At 47.6% G+C, this 14,391-nt stretch carries 13 protein-coding genes; 8 read left to right on the top strand and 5 right to left on the bottom strand.

The features are described from left to right. Window positions 1–77: 77 nt before the first annotated feature. The 4 genes from tkt to speA form a co-directional block, all read right to left on the bottom strand. On the bottom strand, window positions 78–2,066 hold the full coding sequence (tkt, locus tag BMX14_RS04270) for a transketolase (RefSeq protein WP_092673281.1): 1,989 nt from the start codon (window positions 2,064–2,066) through the stop codon (window positions 78–80). A 122-nt stretch (window positions 2,067–2,188) separates the two neighbouring features. After that, window positions 2,189–2,599 (bottom strand): YidB family protein, encoded by a 411-nt coding sequence (locus tag BMX14_RS04265; protein WP_092673278.1) that lies wholly within the window; start codon window positions 2,597–2,599, stop codon window positions 2,189–2,191. Between the two features lie 37 nt (window positions 2,600–2,636). After that, entirely contained in the window at window positions 2,637–3,566 is a 930-nt protein-coding gene (speB, locus tag BMX14_RS04260; protein ID WP_092673275.1) for an agmatinase, read from the bottom strand. A gap of 54 nt (window positions 3,567–3,620) precedes the next feature. Continuing rightward, the gene (gene speA / locus BMX14_RS04255; RefSeq protein WP_092673272.1) at window positions 3,621–5,597 is read right to left on the bottom strand and encodes a biosynthetic arginine decarboxylase; all 1,977 of its coding nucleotides are present in this window, start codon (window positions 5,595–5,597) and stop codon (window positions 3,621–3,623) included. 600 nt (window positions 5,598–6,197) lie between these two features. Here speA and metK point away from each other — a divergent pair. The 8 genes from metK to ruvX all read left to right on the top strand — a co-directional run bounded on the left by metK (window position 6,198) and on the right by ruvX (window position 13,380). Continuing rightward, entirely contained in the window at window positions 6,198–7,352 is a 1,155-nt protein-coding gene (gene metK, locus BMX14_RS04250) for a methionine adenosyltransferase (RefSeq protein ID WP_092673269.1), read from the top strand. Between the two features lie 362 nt (window positions 7,353–7,714). Next, window positions 7,715–9,112: a sugar porter family MFS transporter gene (locus BMX14_RS04245; protein ID WP_092673266.1), complete on the top strand. Its 1,398-nt coding sequence runs from the start codon at window positions 7,715–7,717 to the stop codon at window positions 9,110–9,112. 52 nt (window positions 9,113–9,164) lie between these two features. Continuing rightward, entirely contained in the window at window positions 9,165–9,677 is a 513-nt protein-coding gene (locus tag BMX14_RS04240; protein WP_092673263.1) for a SprT family zinc-dependent metalloprotease, read from the top strand. Between the two features lie 103 nt (window positions 9,678–9,780). Continuing rightward, entirely contained in the window at window positions 9,781–10,470 is a 690-nt protein-coding gene (locus BMX14_RS04235) for an endonuclease (RefSeq protein ID WP_092673260.1), read from the top strand. Between the two features lie 87 nt (window positions 10,471–10,557). Further along, window positions 10,558–11,289 carry a 16S rRNA (uracil(1498)-N(3))-methyltransferase gene (gene rsmE / locus BMX14_RS04230; protein ID WP_092673258.1) on the top strand — a complete coding sequence of 244 codons (732 nt, stop codon included), beginning with the start codon at window positions 10,558–10,560 and terminating at the stop codon, window positions 11,287–11,289. 95 nt (window positions 11,290–11,384) lie between these two features. Continuing rightward, a complete protein-coding gene (gene gshB / locus BMX14_RS04225; protein ID WP_092673255.1) occupies window positions 11,385–12,335 on the top strand; it encodes a glutathione synthase in 951 nt (316 codons plus the stop codon). Between the two features lie 59 nt (window positions 12,336–12,394). Further along, window positions 12,395–12,958 carry a YqgE/AlgH family protein gene (locus tag BMX14_RS04220; RefSeq protein WP_092673252.1) on the top strand — a complete coding sequence of 188 codons (564 nt, stop codon included), beginning with the start codon at window positions 12,395–12,397 and terminating at the stop codon, window positions 12,956–12,958. Continuing rightward, on the top strand, window positions 12,958–13,380 hold the full coding sequence (gene ruvX, locus BMX14_RS04215; protein ID WP_092673249.1) for a Holliday junction resolvase RuvX: 423 nt from the start codon (window positions 12,958–12,960) through the stop codon (window positions 13,378–13,380). Before BMX14_RS04220 ends, ruvX begins: the two co-directional genes overlap by 1 nt. On the opposite strand, the gene BMX14_RS04210 is transcribed toward ruvX, so the two are convergent. Then, entirely contained in the window at window positions 13,343–14,380 is a 1,038-nt protein-coding gene (locus tag BMX14_RS04210; protein ID WP_092673246.1) for a type IV pilus twitching motility protein PilT, read from the bottom strand. The genes ruvX and BMX14_RS04210 overlap by 38 nt on opposite strands. Window positions 14,381–14,391: the final 11 nt, after the last annotated feature.

Raw genomic sequence — 14,391 nt, 5'->3', positions numbered from 1 at the left:
CGGAGAAGTGACAAGGAGAGTTTGTAAAAAAACCAGCCAGTGAGCACACCGACTGGTTTTAATTTAGAGAAGAGCGATTACAGAATTGCTTTCGCTTTTGCTACCACGTTATCTACCGTGAAGCCGAACTCTTCGAATAGCTGCTCTGCAGGCGCTGACTCACCGAAGGTAGTCATTCCGACGATCGCACCTTGTAGACCTACATATTTGTACCAGTAATCAGCAATTCCTGCTTCAACGGCGACACGTGCGGTCACTGCGGCGGGAAGGACTGACTCGCGGTAGGCGGCATCTTGCTTGTCGAAGTGGTCGGTAGAAGGCATCGATACAATACGAACTTTACGACCTTCTGCTGTCAATTTTTCTGCCGCGTCAACCGCTAACTGAACTTCAGAACCGGTAGCGATAAAGATAAGCTCTGGCTGGCCTTCGCTATCTTTCAGGATATAGCCACCTTTGCTGATTGCCGCAAGTTGCTCAGCAGTACGCGGTTGTTGCGCGAGGTTTTGACGTGAAAGGATCAGGGCTGAAGGACCATCTTGACGCTCGATCGCTTCTTTCCACGCTACCGCCGTCTCGACTTGGTCAGCTGGACGCCATACGCTCATGTTTGGTGTAGTGCGTAAGCTTGCGACCTGCTCAACCGGTTGGTGAGTAGGACCATCTTCACCTAGACCAATGGAGTCATGGGTGTAAACCAAGATTTGACGTAGTTTCATCAGCGCAGCCATACGGGCAGCATTACGCGCGTATTCCACAAACATCAAGAAGGTTGCAGTGTACGGGATGAAACCAGAGTGCAATGAGATACCGTTGGCAATGGCAGTCATACCGAACTCACGCACACCATAGTGGATGTAGTTACCGGCTGCATCGTCTTTAATCGACTTGGAACCCGACCACATGGTTAGGTTACTCGGCGCTAAGTCAGCAGACCCGCCTAAGTACTCCGGTAACAGTTTGCCATAAGCTTCAATCGCATTTTGCGAAGCTTTACGGCTAGCGATTTTTTGTGGGTTAGCTTGTAAGTCTTCGATGAATTTTTGTGATTCAGCAGCCCAATTTGCAGGAAGTTCATTCGCCGTGCGGCGTTTGAATTCTGCGGCTAATTCAGGGAAGGCTTTCGCATAGGCTTCGAATTTCTCATTCCAAACCTGCTCTTTCTTCTCACCCGCTTCTTTCGCATCCCATGCAGCATAGACGTCTGCAGGAATTTCGAATGGCGCTGCGTCCCACTCCAACGCCTTACGCGTCAGGGTAATTTCGTCGTCGCCTAATGGTGCACCGTGTGAGTCATGAGTACCGGCTTTGTTAGGGGAACCGAATCCGATAACGGTTTTGCACATAATTAGCGTTGGACGTTCTGAAGCACGAGCTTCTTCAACTGCGCGGCGGATTGATTCATTGTTGTGGCCATCAACACCACGGATAACGTGCCAACCGTAGGATTCAAAGCGTAAACCGGTATCATCGCTAAACCAACCATCAGTATGACCATCAATAGAGATACCGTTGTCATCATAGAAAGCGATTAATTTACCAAGCTGTAGTGTCCCGGCTAGTGAACAGGCTTCATGCGAAATCCCTTCCATCATACAACCGTCACCCATAAAGGCATAGGTGTAGTGGTTTACGATGTCATGACCTGGGCGGTTAAATTGTGCGGCCAGCGTACGTTCTGCAATCGCAAAACCCACGGCATTCGCAATACCTTGACCTAGTGGACCCGTAGTTGTCTCAACACCTACGGTGTAGCCGTATTCTGGGTGACCCGGTGTTTTAGAGTGTAATTGACGGAAGTTTTTCAACTCTTCGATCGGTAGATCGTAACCGCTAAGGTGCAACAAGCTATAAATAAGCATCGAACCGTGGCCGTTAGAAAGAATGAAACGGTCACGATCTGCCCATGACGGGTTTTTAGGGTTATGGTTTAAGAATTCACGCCACAGTACTTCAGCGATATCTGCCATACCCATCGGTGCACCAGGGTGGCCAGATTTAGCGCGTTGGACCGCATCCATACTGAGTGCACGAATAGCATTAGCAAGTTTTTTTTCAGAAGGCATCTTTCACTCCAGATCGGATGATTTAGTTGTGTTGATTTTTAAACACTTTCAACACAAATTGGAAACTTAGTTGTTTCAATGTACATGATGTGTCGAACGAAAGTACATTCGATCCGCACAATTTAACGCTTGAAGAGTGAATCTACTAACGAGCCGAGATCATTCTGGGCGTTACCGCTAGCCTCTGGGTGGACTTCACCTTGAGGGGAAATTTTATCAACCAGTTGTGGCAGAACTTCAGATAATGTGCCTGACGCGCCTTGAATATCGGTTCCCAGTTTATCCGCTAATGACTGCAAATCTTGCTGGCTAAAAGCGGATTGGATATCGCTGTGGCTGACTGATTGATTACTCCCGTTACTCAGCCATGAAGAGAGGATTTCCCCTAAGCCACCTTGCTGGAATTTTTGGATAAGCACTTCTACACCGCCCTGCTCTTGTACCCAAGACCAGACCGCTTGAAGTTGACTAAGGGAGTTTTGTTGCCCTTCTCCACCCGTTAATGATCCCACAATGCTATCGAGTAATCCCATCTTACACTCCTCGTAAATAAATTATGTTGAATAATGATTAGCGTTGAGCCTGCTTGTTAGCAGCCTGCACGTGTAGCATGTCTAACGCGACGGTTGCGGCCGCAAGAGCCGTAATATCAGCATGGTCATAGCCAGGTGCAACCTCGACTAAGTCCATTCCTACAATATTTAACCCCTGTAAACCACGGAGTAACTTAGTCGCTTTATCACTGGTCAAGCCGCCCACCACTGGAGTGCCGGTACCGGGTGCATGAGCGGGGTCAAGGCAGTCTATATCGAAGGTCAGATAGACCGGTAAGTCGCCGACTGTTTGACGAATTTTAGTGAGGATATCCTCGACCGCAGTATCGTTAACCCATGCCGCATCCAGGACATTGAAACCTAGGGATGGATCGTACTCAGTCCGAATACCAATCTGCACCGAGTGCTTGGGATCAATAAGGCCTTCTTGCGGCGCGGTATAGAACATCGTGCCATGGTCGAAGGTCGGGCCATTCGAATAGGTATCTGTATGGGCATCGAAATGGACTAAGGCCATTTTACCAAAGTGTTTCGCATGAGCACGCAGCAACGGTAAAGAGATATAATGGTCGCCACCGAAGGTCAGCATACGCTTGCCATTGGCTAAGAGTTTCTCAGCATGTGCCTGTAATTTAGCCGACATGTCTGCAGAATCACCGAAGGCATAAACCAAATCCCCGCCATCGACCACTTTCAGTTGCTGACGCAAGTCGAATTTCCAAGGCCAGCGGCACCCTTCCCAGGCTAAATGCGTGGAGACCTGACGAATCGCATTCGGGCCTAAGCGACTCCCCGGTCGACCCGAGGTCGCCGCATCAAAAGGAACGCCAGTAATGACCCACTCCGCATCGCTTTCATAAGGCTGGAAATTGAGCGGGAAACGCAGAAAACCAAAGGCGTTAGACACCAATGAGTTGTCATATTCGTTACCTAAGGTATTGTACATAATATATTTTTCCCTTGACGAGGGCGCCGACCCTTCAGCGCCTAGACAGTAAAATTATTCATCTTCCAGATAAGTGTAGCCGTATAACCCACTCTCAAACTCTGATAAAAATTGGTCTCTCAGCTCTTCGGCAATATCGCTGGTTTTTACTTGCTGATTAAACAGGCTAAGTAACTCTTGTGGATTTAGCTGAACATATTCCAACATATCCGCGACGGTATCCCCTTCATCGGATAATTCAACATCCACTGCTCCATTTTCGTTAACGTAAACGTTAACGGCTTCGGTATCACCGAACAGATTATGCATATTCCCCAAAATTTCTTGATAAGCACCGACCATAAAAAAGCCGAGCATTGGGGGGTTTTCCGGATCGTATTCCGGCATCGGCATCGTCGTGGCGATCCCATCACCATCAATATAATGATCGATAGTCCCATCTGAATCGCAGGTGATATCTAACAATACCGCGCGGCGTTCGGGTTGTTTGTTCAGCCCTTCAAGGGGCAGAACTGGAAAGAGCTGGTCAATTCCCCATGCATCCGGCATTGACTGGAAAAGCGAGAAGTTGACATAAATCTTGTCGGCCATACGCTCTTGTAACTCATCAATCACGGGACGGTGGGCACGGTTACTTGGGTCCAAGTGCTGTTGAGTGTAATGACAGATATTTAAGTATAACTGCTCCGCCCAGGCGCGTTGTGTCAGAGTATAGATCCCAGAGGAATAGCCGGTATGAATATCGGACAGATCGACTTGGCTATCATGAAGCCATTCGCGTAATGAGCGATGCCCCTGTGTTTCGTGCATTTCCTGCCAAGTTTTCCACATACTTAATAAAGGACGCGGAGAGTCTTCTTCTGGCGGATTCGGCGGAGTAAAACTATTACGCTCAACACCGATAATGTTCGAAACCAACACGGTATGATGAGCAGTTACCGCGCGCCCTGACTCAGTAATAACGGTTGGGTGCTCTAAGCCATGCTCTTCACAGGCTTCCCCAATGGCATAAATGACATTGTTCGCGTATTCATTTAATCCGTAATTCACTGAGCAGTCAGATTGCGAGCGAGTTCCCTCGTAATCGACACCTAAGCCGCCGCCGACATCAAAACATTTGATCTGTACCCCTAAACGAGCCAGTTCCACATAGAAGCGGGCCGACTCACGCACACCGGTATAGATGTCGCGGATATTAGCCATCTGCGATCCAAGATGGAAGTGGAGTAATTGTAAGCTCTCTAAGCGTCCAGCTTGGCGCATAATGTCAACCAGTTCCAAGACTTGTGAGGCTGACAAACCAAATTTCGATTTTTCACCCCCACTTGATTGCCATTTACCGGAACCTTGCGAGGCTAAACGAGCTCGGATCCCTAAGCGCGGCACGACATTCAATCGCTCAGCTTCTTCAAGGACTAAACGTATCTCGGTCATCTTTTCGATAACAAGATACACTTTGTGACCGAGCTTCTCACCGATAAGGGCAAGCCGAATATATTCACGATCCTTATAACCATTACACACAATTACCGAGCTCGTTTGCCCTGCATGGGCTAAAACCGCCATCAACTCTGCTTTAGAACCCGCTTCCAGTCCCAAAGGTTCCCCCGAATTAATCAGGGATTCAATGACTCGTTTATGTTGGTTAACTTTGATCGGATAGACGAGAAAGTAATCACCACGATAACCGAACGATTCACGCGCACGTTTAAAAGCCGCGTTAATTGACCGCAAGCGATGCTGTAAAATCTGCGGAAAGCAAAATAGCGCAGGCAGACGCTGGCCTTGGGCTTCGCGTTCTTTCACCAATTTAGCCAGATCGACACGGGCAGAAGGCATGTCTGGATTTGGACAAACGCTGATATGACCTAATTCATTGACGTCATAATAATTATTTCCCCACCATGCAATATTGTAGGTGCGTAACATCCGGCTTGCTTCTTGATCGTTAACTGCAACCTCTTGCATTGAACGTAGTTCACCTTGTTCGCCTGCGGATGAACCTCGAATATGCTTAATGACGTCGGTCATCTCATGCCTCTATCTTTGATAAAAAACAATTAAGTATTTACCCTAGCGCAACCCGCTAAGCACTGCAAATACTCGTCATAGGTCTACTGCTTCCGCCACGTTCATCACGGATAATTTAGGGTGTACCGAGAAAAAAATGACATTCGCGATAGTCATTTTAGTGCCGATAACTGCAGTGATGGCCGATAACTAAAAGGATAGATCGTCAGGATAAAGTCTCAGCCTATCGACTAGTAATAAGCCTATCTAACCGACTGTTATGGTTAATTTTAATTTCAGTTATCTTAGCGTGAAACGTGTCAATTGTAGATGGCAAGGCGGTTCGCGATTTATACCCCTAAGGGGGTAAAAATGCAAAATGTTTGTCTTGAGTCTAGGCTGTTATCGGTGTCTATGTGGCTATCGATGCGCTAATTCAGAAAAATCGCTGGAATTATTCAGTCATCCTACCCTAGAATAGACGTCCAGATGGAAAACCATCCGATAATGTTTTCCTCCCAATTCACTATTCAAGGTCGTCGTGTGAGAAGACGGCGATGTTGAGGCAGCACTCATTATCAGTGCGCGCGAATTAAATCCCTTAAGCAAGGTAACTATATAATGGCTAAACATCTTTTCACTTCAGAATCCGTCTCAGAAGGGCATCCCGATAAAATCGCTGATCAAATCTCTGATGCCGTTTTAGATGCGATCCTCGAGCAAGATCCCAAAGCACGTGTGGCCTGTGAGACTTATGTAAAAACCGGCATGGTTTTAGTTGGCGGTGAAATCACGACCTCAGCTTGGGTCGACATCGAAGAAATTGCACGTCAGACCGTTCGTGAGATTGGTTACGTGCATTCCGACATGGGTTTCGATGCTAACTCTTGTGCAGTACTGAATGCGATCGGTAAACAATCTCCGGATATTAACCAAGGCGTTGACCGTCAAGACCCACTCGACCAAGGTGCTGGTGACCAAGGGCTGATGTTTGGTTATGCTACCAATGAAACTGATGTGTTGATGCCTGCGCCAGTGACTTATGCTCACCGCTTGGTACAACGCCAATCAGAAGTTCGTAAGGACGGAACTCTGCCATGGCTACGTCCGGATGCTAAAAGCCAGGTGACCTTCCAATACGATGGCGATAAAATTGTCGGTATCGATGCTGTCGTTCTTTCTACCCAACATGCAGAACAAATCGGTCAAAAAGAGCTTCAAGAAGCGGTAATGGAAACCATTATCAAGCCGGTACTGCCGACCGAATGGCTCACTGCGAACACTAAATACTTTATTAACCCAACAGGCCGTTTTGTGATTGGCGGCCCGATGGGTGACTGCGGTCTAACGGGTCGTAAAATTATCGTTGATACCTACGGCGGTATGGCGCGTCACGGCGGCGGTGCGTTCTCAGGTAAAGATCCATCGAAAGTTGACCGTTCAGCAGCCTATGCAGCTCGCTACGTTGCGAAGAACATTGTTGCTGCTGGCTTGGCTGACCGTTGTGAGATTCAGGTTTCTTATGCGATTGGTGTTGCTGAACCAACCTCAATCATGGTCGAGACCTTTGGCACTGAGAAACTCCCTACTGAGCAATTGACCCTGCTGGTACGCGAATTCTTTGACCTTCGCCCTTACGGTTTGATCCAGATGTTAGATCTTCTGCATCCTATTTACCGTGAAACTGCTGCTTATGGCCACTTTGGCCGTGAACATTTCCCATGGGAAAAGACAGACAAAGCTGAAGCACTGCGTGATGCGGCCAATCTGAAATAGTTTCTACTACTCGGGCGGGATTAACCGCCCGAGTTTCTCCCCCTATACATCCTTGTTACTCACCTAATCGCCCCCTTCTTCGCCTAGTGATAACGATTACATTGTCTTAGCTCAGTCGAAATGTGGTCTATTTCATCAATTGGTAAAAAAAATATGATTTATTCAGAGGTTAAGGCTATAACTACCCGATATTTATGTATAGTTCCGTCAAGAACCAGTGAACGAGACCTTTACGAAGCTATTGGATAGCATTTAATTAGCCTTAAATGTAATCGATTACATTGCTGTGATCTGGCTCACTGATAGTTGACATATAATTACGTAGAATCACAAAGATAAGAAATTTAACATCGGAGGCATTCATGCCTGTAAATAACTCAAAGCGTAGAACGTCTAATAAAATGATGACGTTTTTCGTCTGCTTTCTCGCTGCACTCGCAGGTTTATTATTTGGTTTAGACATCGGGGTTATTGCAGGGGCGCTCCCCTTCATTGCCAAAGAATTCAATGTGACACCTCATCAACAAGAGTGGATTGTAAGCTCGATGATGTTCGGTGCTGCAGTGGGTGCGGTCGGTAGTGGCTGGGTGTCCTCGTCACTCGGTCGTAAAAAGAGCTTAATGGCAGGCGCCATCCTGTTCGTGATTGGCTCTTTATGGTCAGCCTTAGCGACTTCACCGGAAATGCTGATTGCAGCGCGGGTACTCTTAGGGCTAGCTGTCGGTATTGCTTCCTACACTGCACCGCTTTATCTTTCTGAAATCGCGCCGGAAAAAATTCGCGGTAGTATGATTTCACTTTACCAACTGATGATCACCATCGGTATTCTTGGTGCGTATCTCTCCGATACCGCCCTGAGCTATAGTGGTGATTGGCGTTGGATGTTAGGGGTGATCACCATCCCCGCTGCGCTGTTATTGATTGGCGTTGTCTTCCTACCGAATAGCCCACGTTGGTTAGCGGCTAAAGGGCAATTTTATGACGCCCAGAAAGTGCTTGATCGTCTGCGTGATACCAGTGAGCAGGCTAAGCGCGAATTAGACGAAATCCGCGAGAGCTTAAAAATCAAGCAAACCGGCTGGGCACTGTTTAAAGACAATAGTAATTTCCGTCGTGCCGTGTACCTGGGTGTGTTACTGCAAGTCGTGCAGCAATTTACCGGTATGAACGTCATTATGTACTATGCACCGAAAATTTTTGAGATTGCAGGTTTCACCAACACCACTGAACAAATGTGGGGAACGGTAATCGTTGGTCTCGTTAACGTCTTAGCGACCTTCATTGCAATCGGTCTGGTTGACCGTTGGGGCCGTAAACCTACACTAGTCCTCGGCTTCATCGTTATGGCGACCGGTATGGGTGTATTAGGAACAATGTTGCACTTAGGCATCCATTCAGCTGGTGCGCAATACTTTGCTATCGCCATGCTATTGATGTTTATTGTTGGTTTCGCAATGAGTGCTGGCCCGTTAATCTGGGTACTGTGCTCTGAAATTCAGCCGCTGAAAGGTCGAGACTTTGGGATTACCGTATCGACAGCGACCAACTGGATTGCGAATATGATCGTTGGTGCGACCTTCTTAACGCTACTGACTAATTTAGGTAATGCGGGAACCTTCTGGTTATATGCAGCCCTGAACGTTGTCTTCATCATTCTGACTCTGTGTCTGATTCCAGAAACCAAAAATGTTTCACTGGAGCACATTGAAAGAAACCTGATGCAAGGTAAAAAACTGAAAGACATCGGCTCACGCGATTAATCAGCTAAGGGGGTGACAGGTTCACCCCCTTTTTTTATGTTACTCTTGCTCCATGAAAAAAAATCTTCGCCTGCCTATCGCTTTACAGCAAGCCATCTACCGCTCGCTTCGCCATCACCTCAGCCTTGCCGCGCCTCTTTTTGATGATCCTCTCCCTGAGCCTTCTATCAGTTGGCAACAACGCGGAACCACTGCAGGTAGCGCTTGGCTAAAGGAGTGGCAAATTCGCCTCAACCCGGTACTGTGCGAAGAGAACCTGTCAGCCTTTGTGGAACAGGTGGTCCCGCATGAGCTCGCCCATCTATTAGTTTGGAAAAAGTTTGGCCGAGTCGCCCCTCATGGCCAAGAGTGGCGCTGGATGATGGAAGAAGTATTGAATGTTAAAGCCGAGCGTACTCATCGCTTTGTCACGACCTCCGTCGCGGGTCAAACCTTCCCCTACCATTGCAATTGCCAGCAGCATGCCCTTACTTTGCGACGTCATAACCGCGTGGTACGTGGGGAAAAGGAATATTGCTGCCGCCGCTGCGCTGCGCCGCTAAAAATAGGTGAATTTCAGGGGTGAATACGGAAATTTCTGGTCAACGATAGCCTAACTTTTACACAGCTGTTCGCGCAAGGATAGGGTATTATGCCGTATTAATGTCACTTTGATAGTTTTCCAGAATATGCGTCTCAAAATCAGTTTTCTTGCTTTCCTTTTTTCAATGTCTCCAGCCTTTGCAAAAGTCTACCAACAGGATAATTTTCAAGCGGCCAAGAAGGCCTCTATTGAGGTCAACCAAGGTGCCAAAGAGTTTTATTGTGGCTGCGATATTCGTTGGCAGGGTAAGAAAGGGATCCCCGATTTAGCCTCCTGTGGTTATGTGCCGCGTAAAAATGCTCAGCGAGCCGCTCGAATAGAGTGGGAACATGTCGTACCGGCCTGGGTATTTGGTCATCAACGTCAATGTTGGCAGCAAGGAGGGAGAAAAAATTGTCGTCAGGACAGCGAGTATCGCAGAATAGAGGCTGACCTACATAATCTCGAACCTGCTGTTGGTGAAGTGAATGGTGACCGCAATAACTTTGCTTACAGCCAGTGGAATGGTACCCCTACTCAGTACGGCGCCTGTGAGATGATTAATGATTTCAAGGCTAAACTGACTCAGCCTGCCGCGCGTGCCCGGGGCCCGATTGCCCGAATTACATTGTATATGCGTGACCAATACCACCTTTCTCTTTCACGTCAACAAACGCAGCTGTTAATGGTATGGAATAAGCTTTATCCCGTCACCCCATGGGAATGTCAGCGCGACCGCCGAATCGCTCGAATTCAGGGTAATGCTAACCCCTGGGTAGCCAAGCAGTGTCAGTAGTCTGGATTGCAATTAGTCGACTCAGCGGTCAAGCTATACGGTATAGTGACAACGGTAATTCATATATTCTACTTAAGAGATAAGACCATGCGCATTCCCCGCATCTTTCATCCAGAAACGCTTCAAAGTCATCAACGTGTTCAGCTTTCTGAAGACGCCGCCAATCATGTTGGCCGAGTATTACGCATGGTCGCCGGACAGCAGGTGCTGTTATTTGATGGCAGTAACCAGGTATTTCTGTCAACGATCGTAGAAGCCAGTAAAAAACATGTCACGGTTGAGACTTCCGATGCAGAACTTGATGACCGCGAGTCCCCCCTCGATATTCATTTGGGACAGGTCCTGTCACGGGGCGAAAAAATGGAATTCACCATTCAAAAATCAATTGAATTGGGGGTTAACACTATTACGCCTTTAATCTCTGAACGTTGTGGTGTAAAACTGGATAAAGAGCGGCTTGAAAAAAAGCTTTCACAATGGCAAAAAATGGCTATTGCCGCGTGTGAACAATGTGGACGCAACCGTATTCCTGATATACGCCCAGTCATGACTTTAGCAGAGTGGCTTTCTGAAGCCAGTGATGCGCTCAAGCTCAATCTCCATCCACGCGCGTCACAAAGCATTAATCGTCTTACCCTTCCCAATAATAAGGTGAGGTTGCTTATCGGGCCGGAAGGTGGCTTATCAGCCGCTGAGATTGAACAAGCCAGCGCTGATAACTTTACCGATATTTTGCTAGGCCCTCGAGTATTACGCACTGAAACCACAGCATTAACCGCTATTACAGCGCTGCAGGTACGATTCGGTGATTTAGGATAATTGATGGTCTGGCATCATCAGTGAAATGGGCGGCTCATCCTTAGGTATACTGAGTCCTTTTTGAGTGAATAAACTAAATTTTGAAGGGGTTGTGAATGATTAAGCTGGGTATAGTGATGGATCCTATTACAACCATCAATATCAAGAAAGATAGCAGTTTTGCGATGTTGTTAGAGGCCCAAAAACGCGGTTATGAAATCCATTATATGGAGATGAACGATTTATCGTTACGCAAAGGTGTTGCGTCAGCGCGTACCCGTGGTCTGACCGTTATGCAAAATGAAGAGAAATGGTTTGAGTTTACGAGTGAGCAGACCCTACCTCTGGCCGAGCTTGATGTCATCCTGATGCGTAAAGATCCCCCTTTTGATACCGAGTTTGTCTACGCGACCTATATTTTAGAAAGAGCCGAAGAGCAAGGCACCCTAATCGTTAATAAGCCTCAAAGTTTACGCGACTGTAATGAAAAACTCTTTACTGCCTGGTTCGCGGAATTAACCCCTGATACCTTGGTTACCCGCAGCCGTGAGACCTTGCGTGATTTCTGGCAAGAACACGGTGACATCATCATGAAACCACTGGATGGCATGGGAGGCGCGTCTATTTTCCGTGTCAAACAAGACGATCCTAATTTCTCCGTCATTTGGGAAACCCTAACCCAGCAAGGCACACAATTTTGTATGGCACAAAATTTCGTCCCGGAAATAAAACAGGGGGATAAGCGTGTTCTGGTGGTCGATGGCGAACCTGTTCCCTATTGCCTGGCCCGTATTCCCAAGTCCGGGGAAACACGGGGTAACTTAGCGGCTGGCGGGCGTGGTGAGCCTCGTCCATTGACCGAAAGTGATTGGGCCATTGCGCGCCAAGTAGCGCCAACACTGAAAGAGAAAGGCCTCATTTTTGTTGGTTTAGACATCATTGGCGATAAATTAACAGAAATAAACGTGACGAGTCCGACCTGTATTCGTGAAATTGAAGCCGAATTCCCGGTATCAATTACTGGTATGCTGATGGACGCGATTGAAAAACGTTTAGCTGAAGCATAATTTCGTTCAACCTTTCTGGTAGCCCAGTGGTTACCAGAAACTCAATCACTCGAGACGTTATGAATTTACAGCACCACTTCCTGATTGCCATGCCCACGTTAGAAGACCCGTTATTTAAGCGCTCCGTGGTTTACATCTGTGAACATAACACTGACGGCGCGATGGGGATTATTATCAATAAACCTTTAGAAAATCTCAATGTCGAAGGGGTATTAGCCAAACTGGACATCGAGCTTTCTGGAGATGGCTCCCAACGTCAGCTTGAGCAACCGGTGTTTACCGGAGGCCCCATGTCTGAAGATCGTGGTTTTATTCTTCACACCGCGCCTCAAAAATATGCCTCCAGTATTGAGGTCTCTCCCGAGACGATGGTCACTACCTCTAAAGATGTGCTTGAAGCCTTAACCACTGACCAGCATCCCGAACACGTCTTGGTGGCACTGGGGTATTGCGCATGGGAACAACAGCAGCTTGAAAATGAGATTTTGGAAAATGCTTGGCTAACCGTTCCTGCCACCAGCGATATTATTTTTCATTTGCCTGCATCAGAGCGTTGGTCGGCCGCAGCGGCAAAACTCGGTATTAATATTCATATGATTGCCAGCGAAGCAGGACATAGTTAATGAGTAATCACACTGTCATTGCCTTCGATTTTGGTACGCGCAGTATCGGTATTGCCGTGGGTCAAACCTTAACGGCGACGGCCTCCCCTCTTACTGCCGTAAAAGCTCAAGATGGCATACCGGATTGGACCCTGATTGAAAAAGTGATCAAGGAGTGGCAACCCGATTATTTGGTTGTCGGTCTACCGCTTAATATGGATGGAAGCGAGCAGGAATTGACTCAGCGAGCTAAGAAATTTGCTAACCGTCTACATGGCAGACTTGGGAAAAAGGTCGAGCTACAAGATGAGCGGCTTAGTACAACTGAAGCTCGCGCTCGACTCTTCGAAAAAGGCGGATTTAAATCCTTATCAAAAGGGCGGGTTGATTCTCAATCTGCGGTGATTATTTTAGAAAGTTGGTTCGAAAATCTTTATCAGTAGTGGTGCGTACCGATTCGCCTTCTTGTTGATGGCATCGTTCAAACGATTGACGAAATGAAGCCACCCCCTCTTGACTGGCTTGTTCCAGTTGCCCCTGTAGCTGATGGAGCTTTGCTTCACGGATCAGATTTCCGACCGCTTTAGTGTTAATTAATAACTCATAAAGGGGGAGCGCTTTTTCTTTCCTATAATGTAGTTGCTGTGCTAATACCGCTCGTAGGCTTTGTGCCAAGTGCTGGCGTGCGGTGTCGCGCTCATGAGGGGGAAAGGCATCCACCAGCCGCTGTAAGGCATGAGTGGTATCTGTACTGTGCAGCGTCGCGAGCACAAGATGGCCGGTTTCTGCCGCGGTCAGCGCTAATTTGATGGTCGTTTTATCGCGTAGTTCGCCAATCACAATAATATCGGGGTCTTGGCGTAACGCCGAAACGATACCGCTGGATAAGTCACTGACGTGTTCACCTATCTCTCGCTGTTGAATCAAACATTGCACAGGACGATGGCAAAATTCGATGGGGTCTTCGAGCATAAGAATGTGTCGCTGGCACTGCTGATTAAGATGATCGATCACTGCCGTGAGTGTCGTCGACTTACCCGACCCGGTGGCCCCGGTAATAAGAAGCAGTCCATCTTCGCCATTAACTAACTTAATGAAGGCACTGGGCAGCTGTAAATGCTCAATATTCCTTACCTGTACGGGGAGTATGCGTAACGACAGCGAGAACCCCTGCTGCTGTTTGAAAAGTGAGGCTCGTACACGTATTCCCTGCTCGCTGGAAAATGCAAAATCGCAATGTCCCTGTTCAGAGAGCTGTTGCAGTAGTCGCTCCGTGATCCGCTGGCGAATAAAAATCTCAAACCAAGCAGGGGTCAATTTCTCTGTGTGAGGAATGATGGCGATCCTATTTTCTCTGCGCCAACGAGGAAATTCTCCGCAGCACAGGTGTAGATCACTCGCGTTATGTTTTACACTACGCGCAATTAATTCTGTTAACTCCATAGTGATTTCCG

Source organism: Rosenbergiella nectarea, assembly GCF_900111105.1.
GTDB classification, from domain to species: Bacteria; Pseudomonadota; Gammaproteobacteria; order Enterobacterales; family Enterobacteriaceae; genus Rosenbergiella; species Rosenbergiella nectarea.
Note: the sequence above shows the minus strand (reverse complement) of the source record. Positions and strands in the feature narration are given on the sequence as shown.